At 41.9% G+C, this 18,112-nt stretch carries 30 protein-coding genes; all 30 read right to left on the bottom strand.

Features of this window, described 5'->3' with window-relative positions; genetic code table 11:
• Positions 1-2: 2 nt before the first annotated feature.
• Positions 3-749 (bottom strand): type I methionyl aminopeptidase, encoded by a 747-nt coding sequence (gene map, locus MKX52_RS00845; protein WP_003217210.1) that lies wholly within the window; start codon positions 747-749, stop codon positions 3-5.
• Positions 746-1,399, bottom strand: coding sequence for an adenylate kinase (locus MKX52_RS00840; protein WP_012008711.1), 654 nt, complete (start codon positions 1,397-1,399; stop codon positions 746-748). Before MKX52_RS00840 ends, map begins: the two co-directional genes overlap by 4 nt.
• Before the next feature lie 55 nt (positions 1,400-1,454).
• Positions 1,455-2,747 (bottom strand): preprotein translocase subunit SecY, encoded by a 1,293-nt coding sequence (secY, locus tag MKX52_RS00835; RefSeq protein ID WP_012008710.1) that lies wholly within the window; start codon positions 2,745-2,747, stop codon positions 1,455-1,457.
• Position 2,748: 1 nt separating this feature from the next.
• Positions 2,749-3,189, bottom strand: coding sequence for a 50S ribosomal protein L15 (gene rplO, locus MKX52_RS00830; protein WP_012008709.1), 441 nt, complete (start codon positions 3,187-3,189; stop codon positions 2,749-2,751).
• A gap of 30 nt (positions 3,190-3,219) precedes the next feature.
• Positions 3,220-3,402 carry a 50S ribosomal protein L30 gene (gene rpmD, locus MKX52_RS00825; protein ID WP_144523139.1) on the bottom strand — a complete coding sequence of 61 codons (183 nt, stop codon included), beginning with the start codon at positions 3,400-3,402 and terminating at the stop codon, positions 3,220-3,222.
• A gap of 13 nt (positions 3,403-3,415) precedes the next feature.
• Positions 3,416-3,916: a 30S ribosomal protein S5 gene (gene rpsE, locus MKX52_RS00820; protein ID WP_003217179.1), complete on the bottom strand. Its 501-nt coding sequence runs from the start codon at positions 3,914-3,916 to the stop codon at positions 3,416-3,418.
• 24 nt (positions 3,917-3,940) lie between these two features.
• Positions 3,941-4,303: a 50S ribosomal protein L18 gene (gene rplR / locus MKX52_RS00815; protein ID WP_012008708.1), complete on the bottom strand. Its 363-nt coding sequence runs from the start codon at positions 4,301-4,303 to the stop codon at positions 3,941-3,943.
• A 32-nt stretch (positions 4,304-4,335) separates the two neighbouring features.
• The gene (rplF, locus tag MKX52_RS00810) at positions 4,336-4,872 is read right to left on the bottom strand and encodes a 50S ribosomal protein L6 (RefSeq protein WP_003217186.1); all 537 of its coding nucleotides are present in this window, start codon (positions 4,870-4,872) and stop codon (positions 4,336-4,338) included.
• A gap of 31 nt (positions 4,873-4,903) precedes the next feature.
• Positions 4,904-5,302: a 30S ribosomal protein S8 gene (rpsH, locus tag MKX52_RS00805; protein WP_003217040.1), complete on the bottom strand. Its 399-nt coding sequence runs from the start codon at positions 5,300-5,302 to the stop codon at positions 4,904-4,906.
• 31 nt (positions 5,303-5,333) lie between these two features.
• The gene (gene rpsN, locus MKX52_RS00800) at positions 5,334-5,519 is read right to left on the bottom strand and encodes a 30S ribosomal protein S14 (protein WP_008356542.1); all 186 of its coding nucleotides are present in this window, start codon (positions 5,517-5,519) and stop codon (positions 5,334-5,336) included.
• A 22-nt stretch (positions 5,520-5,541) separates the two neighbouring features.
• On the bottom strand, positions 5,542-6,081 hold the full coding sequence (rplE, locus tag MKX52_RS00795; protein ID WP_003217159.1) for a 50S ribosomal protein L5: 540 nt from the start codon (positions 6,079-6,081) through the stop codon (positions 5,542-5,544).
• 25 nt (positions 6,082-6,106) lie between these two features.
• Positions 6,107-6,418 (bottom strand): 50S ribosomal protein L24, encoded by a 312-nt coding sequence (rplX, locus tag MKX52_RS00790; RefSeq protein ID WP_003217151.1) that lies wholly within the window; start codon positions 6,416-6,418, stop codon positions 6,107-6,109.
• A gap of 35 nt (positions 6,419-6,453) precedes the next feature.
• Positions 6,454-6,822 (bottom strand): 50S ribosomal protein L14, encoded by a 369-nt coding sequence (rplN, locus tag MKX52_RS00785; RefSeq protein ID WP_012008706.1) that lies wholly within the window; start codon positions 6,820-6,822, stop codon positions 6,454-6,456.
• A 39-nt stretch (positions 6,823-6,861) separates the two neighbouring features.
• Entirely contained in the window at positions 6,862-7,125 is a 264-nt protein-coding gene (gene rpsQ, locus MKX52_RS00780; protein ID WP_012008705.1) for a 30S ribosomal protein S17, read from the bottom strand.
• Positions 7,126-7,150: 25 nt separating this feature from the next.
• The gene (gene rpmC, locus MKX52_RS00775; protein ID WP_003217155.1) at positions 7,151-7,351 is read right to left on the bottom strand and encodes a 50S ribosomal protein L29; all 201 of its coding nucleotides are present in this window, start codon (positions 7,349-7,351) and stop codon (positions 7,151-7,153) included.
• Positions 7,341-7,775 carry a 50S ribosomal protein L16 gene (rplP, locus tag MKX52_RS00770; RefSeq protein WP_003156478.1) on the bottom strand — a complete coding sequence of 145 codons (435 nt, stop codon included), beginning with the start codon at positions 7,773-7,775 and terminating at the stop codon, positions 7,341-7,343. The genes rpmC and rplP overlap by 11 nt, the downstream gene beginning before the upstream one ends.
• 1 nt (position 7,776) lies before the next feature.
• A complete protein-coding gene (rpsC, locus tag MKX52_RS00765) occupies positions 7,777-8,433 on the bottom strand; it encodes a 30S ribosomal protein S3 (RefSeq protein WP_003217241.1) in 657 nt (218 codons plus the stop codon).
• Positions 8,434-8,436: 3 nt separating this feature from the next.
• Entirely contained in the window at positions 8,437-8,778 is a 342-nt protein-coding gene (gene rplV, locus MKX52_RS00760; RefSeq protein ID WP_007496316.1) for a 50S ribosomal protein L22, read from the bottom strand.
• Between the two features lie 17 nt (positions 8,779-8,795).
• On the bottom strand, positions 8,796-9,074 hold the full coding sequence (gene rpsS / locus MKX52_RS00755) for a 30S ribosomal protein S19 (RefSeq protein WP_003216920.1): 279 nt from the start codon (positions 9,072-9,074) through the stop codon (positions 8,796-8,798).
• 57 nt (positions 9,075-9,131) lie between these two features.
• Positions 9,132-9,965: a 50S ribosomal protein L2 gene (gene rplB, locus MKX52_RS00750; RefSeq protein WP_151020923.1), complete on the bottom strand. Its 834-nt coding sequence runs from the start codon at positions 9,963-9,965 to the stop codon at positions 9,132-9,134.
• Positions 9,966-9,993: 28 nt separating this feature from the next.
• Positions 9,994-10,281 carry a 50S ribosomal protein L23 gene (rplW, locus tag MKX52_RS00745; protein ID WP_003217016.1) on the bottom strand — a complete coding sequence of 96 codons (288 nt, stop codon included), beginning with the start codon at positions 10,279-10,281 and terminating at the stop codon, positions 9,994-9,996.
• Entirely contained in the window at positions 10,281-10,904 is a 624-nt protein-coding gene (gene rplD / locus MKX52_RS00740; RefSeq protein ID WP_003217216.1) for a 50S ribosomal protein L4, read from the bottom strand. Before rplD ends, rplW begins: the two co-directional genes overlap by 1 nt.
• 27 nt (positions 10,905-10,931) lie before the next feature.
• The gene (rplC, locus tag MKX52_RS00735; RefSeq protein ID WP_012008703.1) at positions 10,932-11,561 is read right to left on the bottom strand and encodes a 50S ribosomal protein L3; all 630 of its coding nucleotides are present in this window, start codon (positions 11,559-11,561) and stop codon (positions 10,932-10,934) included.
• Positions 11,562-11,598: 37 nt separating this feature from the next.
• Positions 11,599-11,907 (bottom strand): 30S ribosomal protein S10, encoded by a 309-nt coding sequence (rpsJ, locus tag MKX52_RS00730; protein WP_003156464.1) that lies wholly within the window; start codon positions 11,905-11,907, stop codon positions 11,599-11,601.
• 218 nt (positions 11,908-12,125) lie between these two features.
• On the bottom strand, positions 12,126-13,085 hold the full coding sequence (locus tag MKX52_RS00725) for an alpha/beta hydrolase (protein ID WP_144504752.1): 960 nt from the start codon (positions 13,083-13,085) through the stop codon (positions 12,126-12,128).
• 110 nt (positions 13,086-13,195) lie between these two features.
• A complete protein-coding gene (tuf, locus tag MKX52_RS00720; RefSeq protein WP_012008701.1) occupies positions 13,196-14,386 on the bottom strand; it encodes an elongation factor Tu in 1,191 nt (396 codons plus the stop codon).
• Between the two features lie 118 nt (positions 14,387-14,504).
• Positions 14,505-16,583, bottom strand: a complete 2,079-nt coding sequence (gene fusA, locus MKX52_RS00715) for an elongation factor G (RefSeq protein WP_044139654.1) — start codon at positions 16,581-16,583, stop codon at positions 14,505-14,507.
• A 54-nt stretch (positions 16,584-16,637) separates the two neighbouring features.
• The gene (gene rpsG / locus MKX52_RS00710; protein WP_003216884.1) at positions 16,638-17,108 is read right to left on the bottom strand and encodes a 30S ribosomal protein S7; all 471 of its coding nucleotides are present in this window, start codon (positions 17,106-17,108) and stop codon (positions 16,638-16,640) included.
• Positions 17,109-17,228: 120 nt separating this feature from the next.
• The gene (gene rpsL / locus MKX52_RS00705; protein WP_003216962.1) at positions 17,229-17,648 is read right to left on the bottom strand and encodes a 30S ribosomal protein S12; all 420 of its coding nucleotides are present in this window, start codon (positions 17,646-17,648) and stop codon (positions 17,229-17,231) included.
• A 112-nt stretch (positions 17,649-17,760) separates the two neighbouring features.
• Positions 17,761-18,009, bottom strand: a complete 249-nt coding sequence (locus MKX52_RS00700) for a 50S ribosomal protein L7ae-like protein (protein WP_003216985.1) — start codon at positions 18,007-18,009, stop codon at positions 17,761-17,763.
• Positions 18,010-18,112 lie beyond the last annotated feature (103 nt).

Below are 18,112 nucleotides of genomic sequence, written 5' to 3'. Positions count from 1 at the left end.
ACCTAAATCTTAGTCAGTATATCAAAACCTGTATCTGTAATCGCAATCGTATGCTCAAAGTGAGCACACTTTTTCCCATCAACCGTTACAACCGTCCAGTTATCAGCCAATGTTTTCACATATCGGCTGCCTGCGTTCACCATCGGTTCGATGGCCAACACCATTCCAGGTTTTAGCCGCGGGCCTTTGTTGGGCGGACCATAATGAGGAATTTGAGGGTCCTCATGAAGATCCTGTCCGACCCCATGTCCAACATATTCTCTAACAACTGAGAAATTCTCGTTTTCTACATACGTTTGTATGGCATGGGAAATGTTCGACAGACGTTCGCCTGGCTTTGCTTCCTGTAAGCCTTTATATAGAGATTCCTCTGTGACTTCCAGTAGTTTGCGGTCTTCATCACTGATTACCCCAACTGGATAAGTCCAAGCAGAGTCACCATGATAGCCATTTAACTTTGCGCCAATATCGATACTAATGATGTCACCATCACGTAAAACCCGTTTACCAGGAATACCGTGAACGAGTTCTTCATTCACCGAAACGCAAATGCTCCCGCGAAAACCATTATACCCTTTAAAAGATGGGATTGCACCCTGCTTTGTAATAAAACGTTCGGCAATTTGATCCAATTCTTTTGTCGAAATACCTGGTTTTATATGTTTCTTCAGCTCTTCATGAGTCAGTGCGACAATGCGTCCAGCTTCTCTCATAATCTCAAGCTCGCGAGGAGTTTTACAGATAATCATTTATTTAATCCCCCAAGCAGGTCCTTGATATCTGCATATACATCGTTAATGTGTTTTGCACCATCAATGTTTGCAAGATATCCTTTTTCTGAATAGAAGTTCAGTAAAGGTTCAGTCTGCTTTAAGTTTACTTCAAGTCTAGTCGAAACGGTTTCTGCATTATCATCTGCACGTTGATAAAGCTCGCCTCCACACTTATCGCAAACATTTTCTTTCGCAGGTGGATTGAATACTAAATGATATGTTGCTCCGCAATTTTTGCAAATTCTTCGGCCAGTCAGACGCTCCATCAAAGCATCTTTATCGACTTTAATATTAATGACATAATCAATCGTTCTGCCAAGGTCCTTTAGAATGTCTTCTAAAGCTTCAGCCTGAGCGACTGTTCGCGGAAATCCGTCCAGAAGAAAACCTTGTTCACAATCATTTTTGCCAAGTCTTTCTCTAACAATACCGATTGTGACCTCATCAGGAACAAGCTCTCCTTTATCGATAAAGGATTTTGCTTCGAGCCCAAGTTGTGTCTCCTCTTTCATAGCAGCGCGGAACATATCTCCTGTTGAGATATGAGGGATCCCATAATCATCAACAATTCGTTCTGCCTGAGTGCCTTTACCAGCACCCGGAAGCCCCATTAAGACTAAGTTCATTTCGGATTTCCCCTTCCTTACTTAGAGAGGTTGGGCAGGAGCCCAGCCCTCTGTTTTATTTCATAAATCCACGGTAGTTTCGTTTCACTAATTGGCTTTCAAGCTGTTTCATTGTTTCAAGTGCAACACCTACAACAATGAGAAGACTTGTGCCGCCAATTTGTGCAGCGGAAGGTAATCCAGCGAATTGAATGAAAAAGATAGGAAGTATTGAAATCACGGCTAAGAAAATGGCGCCCACAAACGTGAGTCGGTACAAAATGCTCGTAATTCTATCTTGAGTCATTTTCCCTGGACGAACTCCCGGGATATAGCCACCCTGCTTTTGCAGATTTTCAGCCATTTGTTCAGGATTCACTTGGACAAAGGCATAAAAATATGTGAAAGCAACAATCAGTGCTACATAAATCGTCATACCGATTGGCTTAGTATAGTCAAAGTTGTTGGTTATCCAAGTTGTCACATTATTGGTTCCGAAGAACGATGCGACCGTCTGCGGAGTAATAATGAATGAAACGGCAAAGATGACTGGAATCACCCCTGCTGGATTCACTTTCAATGGAAGGTGCGTTGCTTGACTAGCAGACATTTGTGCACGGCCAGTTCCTTTTGAATATTGAATCGCAATCTTTCTCACTGCCATTTGAATGTAAATAACACCAATAACAATGACAAGAATAGCAATAACAATAAGGGCAATTTTCAGGATTTGCATGAACAACTGTCCATCTCCACCTACAAATTGTTGAGCGTACACTTGTTTTAATGTTTGAGGGATACCTGCGATGATACCAGCAAAGATAATAATCGAAATACCGTTACCAACACCGTGAGCAGTAATCTGCTCTCCCAGCCACATTAAAAATGCTGTTCCCGCAGTGAGTACGACCGCAATTAAGAGGTACGTTGAAACACCTGGGTTTTCAATCAGCATGCCTCCTGCCATATTGTTGAATCCATATGACATTCCTAACGCCTGGATAAAACCTAGAACAATTGTAAAATACCTTGTGAATTGTGCTAATTTTCGGCGGCCAACCTCTCCTTGCTTTGACCACTCAGTGAACTTCGGAACAACATCCATCTGCAAGAGCTGAATGATGATCGAAGCAGTGATATACGGCATAATCCCCATTGCAAGAATGGAGAATTGGAAAAGTGCCCCGCCCCCAAACGTGTTGAGGATCCCGAAAACACTCATTTGATCCTGTGCCTGGAGAACTTCGGCGTTCACATTAGGCACAGGGATGAAAGCACCTATACGAAAGACGATTAACATTAAAAGAGTGAATATAATCTTATTCCGTATATCTTTCACGCGCATAAAATTGGAGATTGTCTTAAACAAGTTAGATCACCTCGGCTGTACCGCCAGCAGCTTCAATCGCTTCTTTAGCAGAAGCAGAGAATTTATTGGCTTTTACAGTTAATTTTTTTTCTAATTTACCGTTGCCAAGAATTTTTACTCCTGCTTTTAACTTGCTTATTGCACCAGTCTCTAGAAGAAGTTCAGGAGTTACTTCCGTTCCTTCGTCAAAACTGTTTAATCTGTCTAAGTTGATAACCGCATAATCTTTACGGTTGATGTTTGTAAAACCACGTTTTGGAAGACGTTGGAATAAAGGCATCTGACCACCTTCGAAACCAGGGCGTACACCGCCGCCAGAACGAGCGTTTTGACCTTTATGACCTTTACCAGAAGTTTTACCGTTACCTGATCCAATACCACGACCAACACGGTTGCGTTCTTTACGTGAACCTTCTGAAGGCTTCAATTCATGAAGTTTCATTTGGGCACCTCCTTATCGATTAAAAATGTTTTATTGTTCTTTAACAGAAACTAAATGAGACACCTTGTTAATCATGCCGCGGATCGCTGCATTGTCTTCATGTACGACTGTTTGGTTTGTTTTCTTTAGACCAAGAGTACGAACAGTGACACGCTGATCTTCTGGGCGACCGATTACACTGCGTTTGAGGGTAATTTCTACTTTATTTGCCATTATTGTTCCCTCCTTATCCTAACAGGTCTTCTACAGATTTTCCACGAAGCTTCGCAACGTCTTCAGCACGTTTAAGTTCACTTAAACCTTGAAGTGTTGCGCGGATCATGTTGATCGGTGTATTAGAACCTAGAGATTTAGAAAGGATATCAGCTAGACCAGCAAGCTCAAGAACCGCACGCACTGGGCCTCCAGCGATAACTCCTGTACCTTCTGAAGCAGGCTTCAATAGAACGTTTCCTGCACCGAATCGACCGATGATTTCATGTGGAATTGTAGTTCCAACCATTGGTACTTCAATTAAATTCTTTTTCGCATCTTCAACAGCTTTGCGGATCGCTTCTGGTACTTCTTGTGCTTTACCAGTACCGAAACCTACATGACCGTTTTTGTCACCGACAACAACTAAAGCTGCAAAACGGAAACGACGTCCACCTTTAACAACTTTCGCTACGCGGTTAACCGTAACTAAGCGTTCTTCTAACTCTAATTTGCTTTGGTCAATACGACTCATTCGGATGTGTCCCTCCTTCTTTTATTAAAATTTAAGTCCAGCCTCACGAGCAGCTTCAGCTAGAGCTTTTACACGTCCATGATATAAGTATCCTCCGCGGTCAAATACCACGTTAGAGATTCCTTTTTCAACAGCACGTTTTGCAACAAGTTCGCCAACTTTAGTAGCAGCTGCAGCGTCAGAACTATTCTCGATCTTTAAATCTTTATCAAGAGTAGAAGCACTTACAAGTGTTACACCGTTAACATCATCAATTACTTGAGCATAGATGTTCTTGTTAGAACGGAAAACGTTAAGGCGAGGTCTTTCAGCAGTACCTGAAAGTTTCGCACGAACACGAGCGTGTCTTTTAAGACGAGTAGCGTTTTTGCTAGTTTTCGTAATCATCCGAGTCACTCCTTTCTTCACATTAAGCGATCTTACTTACCAGTTTTTCCTTCTTTACGGCGAACGAATTCACCTTCGTAACGAATTCCTTTACCTTTGTAAGGCTCTGGAGAACGGACAGCGCGGATGTTAGAAGCTAGAGCTCCCACACGCTCTTTATCGATACCTTTAATGACTACTTTCGTTTGAGATGGAACTTCAACTTCTACTCCAGCCTCAGGAACGATTTCAACTGGATGAGAGTATCCAACGTTAAGAACAAGTTTGTTTCCAGATTTAGCTGCACGGTAACCGACACCGATAAGTTCTAAACCTCTTTCGAAACCTTTAGATACACCTTCAACCATGTTTGCAATTAAGCTACGTGTTGTACCATGTAAAGCACGGTGTTCTTTATGATCAGACGGACGGCTTACAGTTAAGACGCTGTCCTCAATTTTAATTTCCATATCAGGGTGAAATGTACGAGTTAGTTCACCTTTTGGTCCCTTTACTGTCACTGTGTTATCGTTGTTTGTCACAGTAACTCCTGAAGGGATCTCGATTAGTTTTTTACCTATACGAGACATACCAAGCACCTCCATTCATCTTAAACTTTTTTTACCATACGTAAGCAAGTACTTCTCCACCAGCTTGTTTAGCACGGGCTTCTTTGTCCGATAAAACACCTTGTGATGTAGAAATAATTGCGATTCCAAGTCCGTTAAGTACACGTGGTACTTCATTTGATTTCGCATATACACGTAAACCAGGTTTACTGATTCTTTTTAGACCAGTGATAACACGTTCGTTGTTTTGGCCATATTTAAGGAACATACGGATAATTCCTTGTTTGCTGTCTTCAACATATTCAACGTCACGGATAAAACCTTCACGCTTTAAGATTTCAGCAATTTCTCTTTTGATTTTTGAAGCCGGTACTTCTAGCTTCTCATGACGTACCATGTTCGCATTGCGAATACGAGTCAGCAAATCTGCAATCGGATCTGTCATAACCATTATTTAATAACCTCCTTCCCATTTATGGGGATTACCAGCTGGCTTTTTTAACGCCAGGAATTTGTCCTTTATATGCAAGTTCGCGGAAACAAATACGGCAAAGTTTAAACTTGCGAATTACTGAATGTGGACGTCCACAACGTTCGCAGCGCGTATACTCTTGAACTTTAAACTTTTGTTTGCGTTGTTGTTTCGCAATCATAGACTTTTTAGCCACGATTTCGCCTCCCTTTCATTGATTATTTCTGGAACGGCATACCTACTTGAGTTAATAACTCACGTGCTTCTTCGTCCGTATTGGCAGTCGTAACGATAACGATATCCATACCTCGGACTTTTGTTACTTTATCGTAATCAATTTCTGGGAAGATTAACTGTTCTTTAATACCAAGCGTGTAGTTTCCACGACCGTCGAAAGATTTCTTAGAAATCCCGCGGAAGTCACGTACACGTGGTAAAGATACAGAAATAAGTTTATCAAGGAAATCGTACATGCGCTCTCCGCGAAGTGTTACTTTCGCACCGATTGGCATTCCTTCACGTAGACGGAATCCAGCAATAGACTTCTTCGCACGAGTAACGACAGGTTTTTGACCAGCGATAAACGTTAATTCTTCAACAGCAGTATCGATTGCTTTAGCGTTTTGAACGGCGTCACCAACACCCATGTTGATCACGATTTTTTCGATTTTAGGCACTTGCATTACTGATTTGTATTCAAACTTAGAAACTAATGCAGGTGTAATTTCTTTTACATACTTTTCTTTAAGGCGGTTCATGAGAAAGACCTCCCTTCCTTATTTACTATTTATCTAGAACTTGCCCAGATTTTTTCGCTACACGGACTTTCTTTCCGTCCTCAACTTTATACCCAACACGTGTCACTTCACCCGTTTTAGGATCAAGCGGCATTACGTTTGATACGTGGATCGGCGCTTCTTGTTCAGAAATTCCGCCCTGAGGGTTAGCTTGGGTTGGTTTAGAGTGTTTTTTCACAAGGTTAATACCTTCTACTAAAACACGGTCATTCTTAGGGAAAGCAGCAAGGATGACTCCTTGTTTACCTTTATCTTTACCAGAGATAACCACTACTTTATCGCCCTTTTTAACATGCATTTAATCGCACCTCCTTGAGTCGCGGATTGTATTCATTAAAGTACTTCTGGTGCTAGAGAAACAATTTTCATATAGTTATTGTCACGAAGTTCACGTGCTACTGGTCCGAAGATACGAGTTCCACGTGGGCTCTTGTCGTCACGGATAATGACACATGCATTTTCATCGAAACTGATGTAAGATCCATCGTTTCTGCGAGCTCCGCTCTTTGTACGAACGATAACTGCTTTCACAACTTCACCTTTTTTGACAACGCCTCCTGGTGTTGCTTGTTTAACCGTACAAACAATGACATCACCAATGTTAGCCGTCTTACGTCCAGAGCCACCAAGAACTTTAATCGTTAGTACTTCGCGTGCGCCAGAGTTGTCAGCTACTTTTAAACGAGTCTCCTGTTGAATCATTAATGTTACCTCCTTTCGGAAAAAGAAATCCGAACTTTATTAGATAATAACGGCTTCTTCGACAACTTCAACTAGACGAAAGCGTTTAGTCGCAGATAAAGGACGAGTTTCCATCACCTTTACGATGTCTCCGATTTTTGCTTGGTTGTTTTCATCATGTGCTTTTAACTTTTTAGAGTATCTTACACGTTTGCCATAAAGTGAATGCTTTTTGTATGTTTCAACTACAACAGTGATGGTTTTATCCATTTTGTCAGAAACAACACGACCTTGATACACTTTACGTTGGTTACGTTCGCTCATGTTTGCGGGGCCTCCCCTCTAATTATTATTTATTAGCAGCGATTTCTCTTTGACGAATCACAGTTTTCATGCGTGCGATTGATTTACGCACTTCACGAATGCGAGCAGTGTTTTCAAGCTGCCCAGTCGCTAATTGGAAACGAAGATTGAAAAGTTCTTCTTTAAGAGACTTTACTTTTTGTTCAATTTCTGCAGTGGTAAGGTCACGAATTTCATTAGCTTTCATTTGATTCACCACCAATTTCTTCACGTTTTACGAACTTCGTTTTAATTGGCAATTTGTGAGATGCAAGACGAAGAGCTTCACGAGCAACTTCTTCAGACACACCAGAAATTTCAAATAAAACTTTGCCCGGTTTTACTACAGCTACCCATCCTTCTGGAGCACCTTTACCGGAACCCATGCGGACCTCTAGAGGTTTTGCTGTATATGGCTTAGAAGGGAAAATTTTAATCCAAACTTTACCGCCACGTTTCATGTAACGAGTCATAGCAATACGAGCAGCTTCGATTTGACGGTTTGTAATCCATGAAGCTTCTAGAGCTTGGATACCGTACTCACCGAAATGTACTTCAGTACCACCTTTTGCACGACCACGCATTTTTCCACGATGTTCTCTGCGATACTTCACGCGTTTTGGCAATAACATATTATTTTCCTCCTTCCGCAGTATTCTTCTTAGTTGGAAGGACTTCTCCACGATAGATCCATACTTTTACGCCAAGCTTACCATAAGTAGTGTCAGCTTCAGCAGTAGCATAGTCGATGTCAGCACGAAGTGTGTGCAACGGAACAGTACCTTCACTGTAATATTCAGAACGAGCAATATCTGCACCGCCAAGACGACCAGAAACCATTGTTTTAATTCCTTGTGCTCCAGCACGCATTGTGCGTTGGATTGTTTGTTTTTGTGCACGACGGAATGAAATACGATTTTCAAGTTGACGAGCGATGTTTTCAGCAACTAGCTGAGCATCAAGATCTGCTCTTTTGATTTCAAGGATGTTGATGTGTACACGTTTGCCAGTTAGGCTGTTAAGAGCTTTACGAAGTGCTTCAACTTCAGATCCGCCTTTACCAATTACCATACCTGGTTTAGCCGTGTGGATTGTGATATTTACGCGGTTTGCAGCACGTTCGATTTCTACTTTAGAAACAGACGCGTCAGACAAACGCTTGCTGATGAATTCACGGATTTTCAAGTCTTCATGTAAGAAGTCAGCGTAATCTTTTCCTGCGAACCATTTAGATTCCCAATCACGAATGACGCCAATACGAAGACCTACTGGATTTACCTTTTGACCCACGGATTATCCCTCCTTCTTTTCTGATACAACGATTGTAATGTGGCTAGTACGTTTGTTAATTGCGCTCGCACGACCCATAGCACGTGGACGGAATCTCTTAAGTGTTGGACCTTCGTCAACGAATGCTTGAGTAATCACTAGGCTGTTAGCGTCCAACTCGTAGTTGTGCTCAGCGTTTGCGATAGCAGATTTTAATACTTTTTCAATAATTGGTGAAGCAGCCTTAGGTGTAAGGTTTAAGATAGAAACTGCTTCTCCTACTTGCTTACCTCGGATCAGGTCCATTACTAGACGTGCTTTACGAGGAGCAATACGGACTGTTCTTGCGACAGCTTTAGCTTGCATTTAAAAGCCTCCTCTCATTAGCGTCTTGTTTTTTTATCGTCACTAGCATGACCTTTGTAAGTACGGCTTGGTGCGAATTCGCCCAATTTGTGACCTACCATATCTTCAGAAATGAAAACAGGTACATGTTTGCGTCCGTCATAGACAGCGATTGTGTGACCGATGAATTGTGGGAAAATTGTAGAACGACGAGACCAAGTTTTTACGACTTGCTTTTTGTCAGTTTCATTCAATTTCTCGACTTTAGCCATCAAATGATCATCAACAAATGGTCCTTTTTTTAAGCTGCGAGCCATTGTGGAACCTCCCTTCGTGATTGAACTACGGTCCTAAATGAACCGTAGACAACCCCGTTACTTGTTTTTACGACGACGTACAATGAATTTATCAGACTTGTTGGTTTTCTTACGAGTCTTGAATCCAAGAGTCGGTTTGCCCCATGGAGACATTGGTGATTTACGTCCGATTGGAGCACGTCCTTCACCACCACCGTGTGGGTGATCGTTAGGGTTCATTACAGAACCACGAACTGTTGGGCGTACGCCTTTCCAGCGTGAACGTCCAGCTTTACCGATGTTAATTAATTCGTGTTGCTCGTTTCCAACTTGACCGATAGTCGCACGGCAAGCAGAAAGAATCATACGAACTTCTCCTGAGTTCAAACGTACAAGAACGTATTTACCTTCTTTACCAAGAACTTGAGCAGAAGTACCAGCAGAACGAACTAATTGTCCACCTTTACCTGGTTTTAATTCAATGTTATGCACAACTGTACCAACTGGGATGTTGATAAGTGGAAGAGCGTTACCTGGCTTGATGTCAGCTTCTGGTCCAGAAGTAACTTCAGTACCAACTTGGATTCCTTTCGGAGCAAGAATGTAACGTTTCTCACCATCTGCATAGTTTACAAGAGCGATGTTCGCTGAACGGTTTGGATCATACTCGATTGTAGCAACGCGTCCAGGTATACCGTCTTTATCACGCTTAAAGTCGATGATACGGTATTGACGTTTATGACCGCCACCTTGATGACGAACAGTCATTCTACCTTGGTTGTTACGTCCGCCTTTTCTATGAAGCGGCGCAAGCAACGATTTTTCTGGTTTGTCAGTCGTGATTTCAGCAAAATCTGAAGTAGTCATGCCACGACGACCATTACTGGTTGGTTTATACTTTTTAATCGCCATTTTGAATTTCCCTCCTTCTTTTTAAGATTTACGCTTCAAAAATTTCGATTTCTTTGCTGTCAGCAGTTAATTTCACGATCGCTTTTCTGCGACGGCTAGTCATACCAGTGTAGCGTCCAACGCGTTTAGATTTTCCTTTGTAGTTTTGAACGTTGACTTTCTCAACTTTCACTCCAAAGATTTCTTCAACAGCGTCTTTCACTTCTGTTTTGTTAGCTCTGACATCAACTTCGAACGTGTACTTCTTCTCTGTCATTAGATCAGCAGAACGTTCAGTAATGATAGGGCGCTTTAGAACATCACGAGGATCTTTCATTATGCAAGTCCCTCCTCTACTTTTTCAACCGCTGCTTTAGTGATCAGAAGTTTCTCGTGGTTGACAACGTCAAGAACGTTGATACCGTTAGCTTCAACAACTGTTACTCCAGGGATGTTACGAGCAGATAAAGCAACTGTTTCGTTTGCATCCGCAGTGACGATCAACGCTTTCTTCTCGACAGATAATCCTTTAAGGATGCCTGCGAATTCTTTCGTTTTCACTGCATCAAGAGTCAGATCTTCAAGAACGATGATGTTGTTGTCGATTACTTTAGAAGACAATACTGACTTGATAGCCAAGCGGCGAACTTTTTTAGGTAATTTATAAGAATAGCTGCGTGGTGTTGGACCGAATACGATACCGCCTCCGCGCCATTGTGGTGAACGGATAGAACCTTGACGAGCACGACCAGTACCCTTCTGTCTCCAAGGCTTACGACCTCCGCCACGTACTTCAGAACGAGTTTTTACTTTGTGAGTTCCTTGACGTAAGGAAGCTCTTTGCATAAGAATAGCATCGAATACTACGCTTTCGTTTGGCTCAATTCCAAACACAGAAGCGTTTAATTCGATTTCACCGTTAGTAGAACCGTTTTGGTTAAATAATGCTACTTTTGGCATGACTTGTTTCCTCCTTTCCTAAGAGAGTTATTTAGATTTAACTGCACTCTTTACAGTTACTAGAGATTTTTTAGCTCCTGGTACATTTCCTTTGATCAATAGAAGATTGCGTTCTGCATCAACTTTAACGATCTCAAGGTTTTGGACAGTGATTTGCTCTCCGCCCATACGACCTGGAAGAAGTTTGCCTTTGAATACTCGGTTTGGATCAACAGGTCCCATTGAACCAGGACGACGGTGATAACGTGAACCGTGAGTCATAGGTCCGCGTGATTGTCCGTGGCGCTTGATAGCCCCTTGGAATCCTTTACCTTTTGATGTTCCTGTTACATCTACGATATCTCCATTTGCGAAAATATCAACTTTGACTTCCTGACCAACTTCATACGCATCTAACTCCGCACCGCGTAATTCTTTTACGAAGCGCTTAGGAGCAGTTTCCGCTTTAGCAACGTGGCCCTTTTCTGGTTTGTTAGAAAGCTTTTCACGTTTGTCGTCAAAACCGATTTGGATTGCTTCATAGCCATCCGTGTCAGTAGTCTTCTTTTGAAGGACAACGTTAGCAGCAGCCTCAACAACAGTTACAGGGATAAGATCACCGTTTTCTGCGAATACTTGCGTCATACCAATTTTTCTACCTAAGATTCCTTTGGTCATTAGTCACACCTCCTATAATATGTGTTTTCTATTTGAATTAAAGTTTGATTTCGATATCTACACCAGATGGTAAATCTAAACGCATAAGTGCATCAACTGTTTGTGGAGTTGGATTCACGATGTCGATTAGACGTTTGTGAGTACGCATCTCAAATTGCTCACGAGAATCTTTGTACTTATGCACCGCACGAAGGATTGTGTAAACTGATTTTTCAGTTGGAAGCGGGATTGGACCAGATACACTAGCACCAGAACGCTTAGCCGTTTCAACAATCTTCTCAGCAGATTGATCAAGAATTCTATGATCATATGCTTTTAAACGAATACGAATTTTTTGTTTTGCCATTATTTTCCCTCCTTTTCGCCTACTTACGTTAGACAGTTCTCCGTGAGAAAAACCTGATCACCTTGCCATGGCAAAGCGGCCGGGTGTGTCAGCAACCTCTCACTTCATCGCAGTCAAAGACCAACATGCACTATTGTACCAAATTGGCCTGCGTGTTGCAATAATAAATCGGATAAATTTATGATTTGCACACTTTTCATATTATACAGGGGTTCAGCCTATAAATCAAGCTTTCCCTGAAGATGATGTACAGCAGTCTTTTTGATAGTGCGAATAAATTCTTCTGGTTCTTCTAGCTGCGGGGAATGTGCAGATTCTTTAAAGGTGAACCATTCTTTGATTGGTGCTTTTAATTGCTCAACATATGGTTTTGATACAGCAGCTGGTGTAATCATGTCATATTCACCAATGATAAAGTAACAAGGTATTAATATAGTAGAAACTCGGTATTCAATGCTCTCATTCATCAATTCATCCCATAGCATGTCCTGGCTAAATTTCTGTCCTTTCAGGAATTTCCACTTATCTTTGAGCTGATATTCTTTACTAAAAATAAAACTGTGTAGCATTTGAAGGAGCGGCTTCCACTTATGTGTGAGACCTACGCTCCCAAGCTCTTTATATAGAGAGAATAGAGCATGAGCCGATAATCGTTTCCACGGAGGAGGCGTCAGTAATCGCAGACACCAAGCAAACAACCGATTTCGATCGTATTTCTTCAAAAGAAGCTCGTACGACACAATATCTTCTTTTAATACATCTACTACCTGACTAATTCCATAATATGCATGATATAGATCTGGGCGCTTATGTACAGCTTGTATGGCGATTAATGACCCCCATGAATATCCGGCGATGTACAATTTTGATTGACCTAGATATGAAAGGATTTTCTCTGTCAGTTCAATCGTATCTTCAATAAATTGCTGAATGGTCATGGACGTATTGGGGAGATTCTTTTGATAGGAAAGTCCTGCTCCTCGTTGATCCCAATGAACCACTGTAAAATCTCGATTAAGCTCCTCATGAAACGAATTAATATAACTGATTTGAGCAGAACCTGGCCCACCGTGTACAAATAATAGAACAGGCTTCGCTTCACTAGTATGATCTTCTTTGATCATAATCCATTGGTCAACTCCACCGATTAACCATTTCTTCAAATATGTCTTCGCCATTCCAGTGATCCTCTCGGTTCCATTTAGATTCTATAGCTTATAGTAGCCGTTCTGATCTGGAAAAGCAAAAAAAGAGACCCTTTTGCAAGGAGTCTCTTTTATATGTTTTATTACTTAATGATAGATGAAACGACGCCAGAACCTACAGTACGTCCACCCTCACGGATAGAGAAACGAGTTCCTTCTTCGATAGCGATAGTAGAGATAAGTTCAACTTCCATCTCAGTGTTATCGCCAGGCATAACCATTTCAGTACCTTCTGGAAGATGTACGATACCAGTTACGTCAGTTGTACGGAAGTAGAACTGCGGACGGTAGTTAGCGAAGAATGGAGTATGACGTCCACCCTCTTCTTTAGAAAGTACATAAACTTCAGCTTTGAAACGGCTATGTGGAGTGATTGTACCTGGTTTAGCAAGTACTTGACCACGTTGGATATCTTCACGAGATACACCACGAAGTAGTGCACCGATGTTGTCACCAGCTTCAGCATAGTCAAGAAGCTTACGGAACATTTCAACACCTGTAACAGTTGTTTTACCGTTTTCTTCTTGAAGACCGATGATTTCAACTTCGTCACCGACTTTAACTTGTCCACGCTCAACACGACCAGTAGCAACTGTTCCACGACCAGTGATTGAGAATACGTCCTCAACTGGCATCATGAATGGCTTCTCAGTGTCACGTTCTGGAGTTGGGATGTACTCATCAACCGCGTCCATAAGTTCAAAGATTTTTGCTTCGTAATCAGCATCTCCTTCAAGAGCTTTAAGAGCAGAACCTTTGATAACTGGAACATCGTCACCAGGGAAGTCATAGTCAGAAAGAAGGTCACGAACTTCCATTTCAACAAGTTCAAGTAACTCTTCATCGTCAACCATGTCACATTTGTTAAGGAATACTACGATGTATGGTACACCTACGTTACGAGAAAGTAGGATGTGCTCACGTGTTTGTGGCATTGGACCATCAGCAGCAGATACTACTAAGATCGCGCCGTCCATTTGAGCAGCACCAGTGATCATGTTTTTAACATAGTCAGCGTGTCCTGGGCAGTCTACGTGTGCATAGTGACGAGTTTCAGTTTCATACTCAACGTGTGCAGTTGAGATTGTGATTCCACGCTCGCGCTCTTCTGGAGCACCATCGATTTGGTCATAAGCCATAGCCGTACCTTTACCAGATTTCTTATGAAGAACTGTTGAGATAGCAGCAGTTAGAGTTGTTTTACCATGGTCAACGTGTCCAATTGTACCAATGTTAGCATGCGATTTGGAACGGTCGAATTTTTCTTTAGCCATTCTAAAAATCCTCCTTAAAGGTTCATTGTATTTGGTATAGAGTGATAGAAAGTGAAGAGTTACCTGTCACTTTCTGATCTTCAATAGTAGTTATACTTTAGTTTAAAGGCAAAATCAATTATTCACCTTTATTTTTTTTGATGATTTCTTCACTGATGCTCTTAGGCACTTCTTCGTAGTGATCCATGTGCATAGTGAAAGTACCGCGTCCTTGTGTGTTAGAACGGAGTGAAGTTGCATATCCGAACATTTCAGAAAGTGGAACCATTGCGCGAACAACTTGAGCGTTACCGCGAGCTTCCATACCTTCTACACGTCCACGACGAGATGTGATATCACCCATGATGTCTCCCATGTATTCTTCAGGGATAACGACTTCCACTTTCATCATTGGCTCAAGTAGAACTGGGTTACATTTGCTGACAGCATTTTTCAATGCCATAGATGCAGCAATTTTAAACGCCATTTCGTTCGAGTCAACATCGTGGTAAGATCCATCAAATAATTTTGCTTTGATGTCGATTAATGGGAATCCAGCTAACACACCATTTTCAAGTGAATCTTCAAGACCTGCTTGAATTGCTGGAATGTATTCACGTGGAACAACCCCACCGACGATTGCATTTTGGAATTCGAAGCCTGCGCCTTCTTCGTTTGGTTCGAATTCGATCCAAACGTGTCCGAACTGACCACGTCCACCAGACTGACGTACGAATTTACCTTCAACTTTTGCACCAGAACGGAATGTTTCACGGTACGCAACTTGAGGAGCACCTACGTTAGCTTCAACCTTGAACTCACGCTTCATACGGTCAACAATGATGTCAAGGTGAAGCTCACCCATACCAGAGATGATCGTTTGACCAGTTTCAGGGTTTGTTTGTGTACGGAATGTTGGATCCTCTTCAGCTAGTTTAGCTAAAGCGATACCCATTTTATCTTGGTCAGCCTTTGATTTAGGCTCGATAGCTACATCGATAACTGGCTCTGGGAATTCCATAGACTCAAGGATAACAGTATCTTTCTCATCACAAAGAGTGTCACCAGTAGATGTATCTTTAAGACCAACAGCTGCTGCGATATCCCCTGCATATACAGTAGAGATTTCTTCACGGCTGTTTGCGTGCATTTGAAGGATACGTCCAACACGCTCACGCTTGTTCTTAGAAGAGTTCTTCACGTATGAACCTGAAGCAAGTGTTCCAGAGTATACGCGGAAGAAAGTTAGTTTCCCAACATAAGGGTCAGTCATAACTTTAAATGCAAGAGCTGAGAATGGTGCGTCATCAGTAGACTCACGAACAACCTCTTCATTTGAATCTGGCAGGATACCTTTGATTGCAGCAACATCAGTTGGTGCAGGAAGGTAATCAAGCACAGCATCAAGTACAAGCTGAACACCTTTGTTTTTGAAAGCAGATCCAACAAGAACTGGGTAGAATTCAACATTCAACGTTCCTTTACGGATTGCAGCTTTCAATTCAGGAATTGTAATTTCTTCACCCTCAAGGTATTTTTCCATAAGCTCTTCATCAAGCTCAGCGACAGCTTCAATAAGGCTGTTGCGAAGCTCTTCAGCTTTGTCTTTATACTCAGCAGGGATTTCTTGTGCATCAGAGCGAGTTCCAAGGTCATCTTCGTAGAAGTATGCTACGTTATCTACAAGGTCGATGATTCCTTCGAATTGATCTTCAGCGCCGATCGGCAATTGAATTGCATGAGCGTTCGCTTGAAGACGATCTCTTAATGTACTTACAGAGTAAAGGAAGTCCGCACCGGTTTTATCCATTTTGTTAACGAATACGATACGAGGTACTCCGTAAGTTGTTGCTTGGCGCCAAACTGTTTCAGTTTGAGGCTCTACACCTGATTGTGCATCAAGAACTGCTACCGCACCATCAAGTACACGTAAAGAACGTTCAACTTCAACAGTGAAGTCTACGTGTCCTGGTGTATCAATGATGTTTACACGGTAACCTTTCCATTGTGCTGTAGTAGCAGCAGAAGTGATTGTAATACCACGTTCTTGCTCCTGCTCCATCCAGTCCATTTGGGAAGCTCCTTCGTGAGTTTCACCAATTTTATGGATACGACCAGTGTAGTATAAGATACGCTCAGTCGTTGTCGTTTTACCGGCATCGATGTGAGCCATGATACCAATATTACGAGTTTTGTCTAAGGAGAACTCTCTTGCCATTGGGTAATTTCTCCTTCCTTATTAGGGAATAGTTTTTTTAGTTTGGTATAAATCCTACCAGCGGTAGTGAGCGAATGCTTTGTTCGCTTCTGCCATTTTGTGTGTATCTTCACGTTTCTTAACAGCAGCACCAGTGTTGTTAGCTGCATCAAGGATTTCGTTAGCAAGACGCTCTTCCATCGTTTTTTCTCCACGAAGACGAGCGTAGTTTACTAACCAGCGAAGACCTAAAGTCGTACGACGGTCTGGGCGAACTTCTACAGGAACTTGGTAGTTAGCTCCACCTACACGACGTGCTTTAACTTCAAGAACTGGCATGATGTTTTTCAAGGCTTGTTCGAAAACCTCCATCGCTTCATTACCAGTACGTTCTTTGATGATATCAAATGACTTGTAGAGAATAGTTTGTGACTTTCCTCTTTTACCGTCGATCATCATTTTGTTGATCAAACGAGATACAAGTTTAGAATTGTAAATTGGATCTGGCAATACGTCTCTTTTTGCTACAGGACCTTTACGTGGCATCTGATAGCCTCCCTTCTCATTTAAAAGGATTTCTATCTGTCTCTCATCTCAATATCATTGTCAGTTGCCTGACTCCACTGATCTGATATCAACTTCTAAAAACCCTTATGTTTGTTTGTATTATTTGCTTTGTTTAGGGCGTTTTGTTCCGTATTTAGAACGTCCTTGCATACGACCGTCAACTCCGGCAGTATCAAGCGCACCACGAACGATGTGGTAACGTACACCCGGTAAGTCTTTTACACGTCCGCCACGGATAAGTACTACACTGTGCTCTTGTAGATTATGTCCGATACCAGGAATGTAAGCTGTTACCTCAATCAGGTTAGACAAACGTACACGAGCATATTTACGTAGTGCTGAGTTTGGTTTTTTCGGTGTCATTGTGCCGACACGAGTACAAACCCCGCGCTTCTGTGGAGATGTTACGTTAGTGTGCTCTTTTTTGAAACTGTTGTATCCTTTGTTAAGTGCAGGAGACTTTGAGTTTTCAACTTTACTCACGCGTCCTTTGCGTATTAGCTGATTAATTGTAGGCATGTTGTTATTCCTCCCTTCGTTGCTTTTTTTATAACCCACATACCCAGGTGGTTCATCAAAAGGCAAAAAACAATGCTTTTGCATTTACACATGCAAAAACAAAACAAGTACGCTATAACATAATGGCAACAGCTGCTGCCCCAACTTCAATTCCGCAGGCTTTGCCGAGCTTTTTCATGGAATCTACCACTAAAATGTCTACACCCTTCTCTTGCGCTAGTTTTGTTACACTAGCTGTTAAAGCAGGGTCAGCATCCTTCGCTACGACGATTTCCTTTACTGAATCTCGTTTCAGAGCTTTTACTGTTTGCTTCGTACCAATAATAATGGATTGAGCCTGTGATACTTTATCATAAGACATCGAATATCCTCCAAAGTAACAGGTTTTATTTTGAGCACCTTGGTTATATTATCATCATGGCAGAAAGATGTCAATATCATATGACAGATTATCTTGACATCCT

Source organism: Bacillus sp. FSL R5-0422, assembly GCF_038610765.1.
Taxonomy (GTDB): domain Bacteria; phylum Bacillota; class Bacilli; order Bacillales; family Bacillaceae; genus Bacillus; species Bacillus pumilus_O.
Note: the sequence above shows the minus strand (reverse complement) of the source record. Positions and strands in the feature narration are given on the sequence as shown.

Excerpts from the sequence above, each read along its gene's own strand:
- rplD (WP_003217216.1), bottom strand. The coding sequence starts at position 10,904 with ATGCCAAAAGTAGCATTATTTAACCAAAACGGTTCTACTAACGGTGAA.
- rpsS (WP_003216920.1), bottom strand. The coding sequence starts at position 9,074 with ATGGCTCGCAGCTTAAAAAAAGGACCATTTGTTGATGATCATTTGATG.
- rpsH (WP_003217040.1), bottom strand. The coding sequence starts at position 5,302 with ATGGTTATGACAGATCCGATTGCAGATTTGCTGACTCGTATTCGCAAT.
- fusA (WP_044139654.1), bottom strand. The coding sequence starts at position 16,583 with ATGGCAAGAGAGTTCTCCTTAGACAAAACTCGTAATATTGGTATCATG.
- map (WP_003217210.1), bottom strand. The coding sequence starts at position 749 with ATGATTATCTGTAAAACTCCTCGCGAGCTTGAGATTATGAGAGAAGCT.
- tuf (WP_012008701.1), bottom strand. The coding sequence starts at position 14,386 with ATGGCTAAAGAAAAATTCGACCGTTCCAAATCGCATGCTAACATTGGT.
- rpsL (WP_003216962.1), bottom strand. The coding sequence starts at position 17,648 with ATGCCTACAATTAATCAGCTAATACGCAAAGGACGCGTGAGTAAAGTT.
- rpmD (WP_144523139.1), bottom strand. The coding sequence starts at position 3,402 with ATGGCAAATAAAGTAGAAATTACCCTCAAACGCAGTGTAATCGGTCGC.
- MKX52_RS00840 (WP_012008711.1), bottom strand. The coding sequence starts at position 1,399 with ATGAACTTAGTCTTAATGGGGCTTCCGGGTGCTGGTAAAGGCACTCAG.
- rplW (WP_003217016.1), bottom strand. The coding sequence starts at position 10,281 with ATGAAAGATCCTCGTGATGTTCTAAAGCGCCCTATCATTACTGAACGT.
- rpsQ (WP_012008705.1), bottom strand. The coding sequence starts at position 7,125 with ATGAGCGAACGTAACCAACGTAAAGTGTATCAAGGTCGTGTTGTTTCT.
- rplC (WP_012008703.1), bottom strand. The coding sequence starts at position 11,561 with ATGACCAAAGGAATCTTAGGTAGAAAAATTGGTATGACGCAAGTATTC.
- rplX (WP_003217151.1), bottom strand. The coding sequence starts at position 6,418 with ATGCATGTTAAAAAGGGCGATAAAGTAGTGGTTATCTCTGGTAAAGAT.
- MKX52_RS00725 (WP_144504752.1), bottom strand. The coding sequence starts at position 13,085 with ATGGCGAAGACATATTTGAAGAAATGGTTAATCGGTGGAGTTGACCAA.
- rplN (WP_012008706.1), bottom strand. The coding sequence starts at position 6,822 with ATGATTCAACAGGAGACTCGTTTAAAAGTAGCTGACAACTCTGGCGCA.
- rplP (WP_003156478.1), bottom strand. The coding sequence starts at position 7,775 with ATGTTATTGCCAAAACGCGTGAAGTATCGCAGAGAACATCGTGGAAAA.
- rplF (WP_003217186.1), bottom strand. The coding sequence starts at position 4,872 with ATGTCTCGTATAGGTAAAAAACTAATCGAGATCCCTTCAGGAGTTACT.
- rplB (WP_151020923.1), bottom strand. The coding sequence starts at position 9,965 with ATGGCGATTAAAAAGTATAAACCAACCAGTAATGGTCGTCGTGGCATG.
- rplO (WP_012008709.1), bottom strand. The coding sequence starts at position 3,189 with ATGAAACTTCATGAATTGAAGCCTTCAGAAGGTTCACGTAAAGAACGC.
- rpsE (WP_003217179.1), bottom strand. The coding sequence starts at position 3,916 with ATGAGTCGTATTGACCAAAGCAAATTAGAGTTAGAAGAACGCTTAGTT.
- MKX52_RS00700 (WP_003216985.1), bottom strand. The coding sequence starts at position 18,009 with ATGTCTTATGATAAAGTATCACAGGCTCAATCCATTATTATTGGTACG.
- rplE (WP_003217159.1), bottom strand. The coding sequence starts at position 6,081 with ATGAACCGCCTTAAAGAAAAGTATGTAAAAGAAATTACACCTGCATTA.
- rpsG (WP_003216884.1), bottom strand. The coding sequence starts at position 17,108 with ATGCCACGTAAAGGTCCTGTAGCAAAAAGAGACGTATTGCCAGATCCA.
- rplR (WP_012008708.1), bottom strand. The coding sequence starts at position 4,303 with ATGATTACGAAAACTAGCAAAAACGCTACTCGTCTTAAAAGACACGCT.
- rpmC (WP_003217155.1), bottom strand. The coding sequence starts at position 7,351 with ATGAAAGCTAATGAAATTCGTGACCTTACCACTGCAGAAATTGAACAA.
- rplV (WP_007496316.1), bottom strand. The coding sequence starts at position 8,778 with ATGCAAGCTAAAGCTGTCGCAAGAACAGTCCGTATTGCTCCTCGTAAA.
- rpsJ (WP_003156464.1), bottom strand. The coding sequence starts at position 11,907 with ATGGCAAAACAAAAAATTCGTATTCGTTTAAAAGCATATGATCATAGA.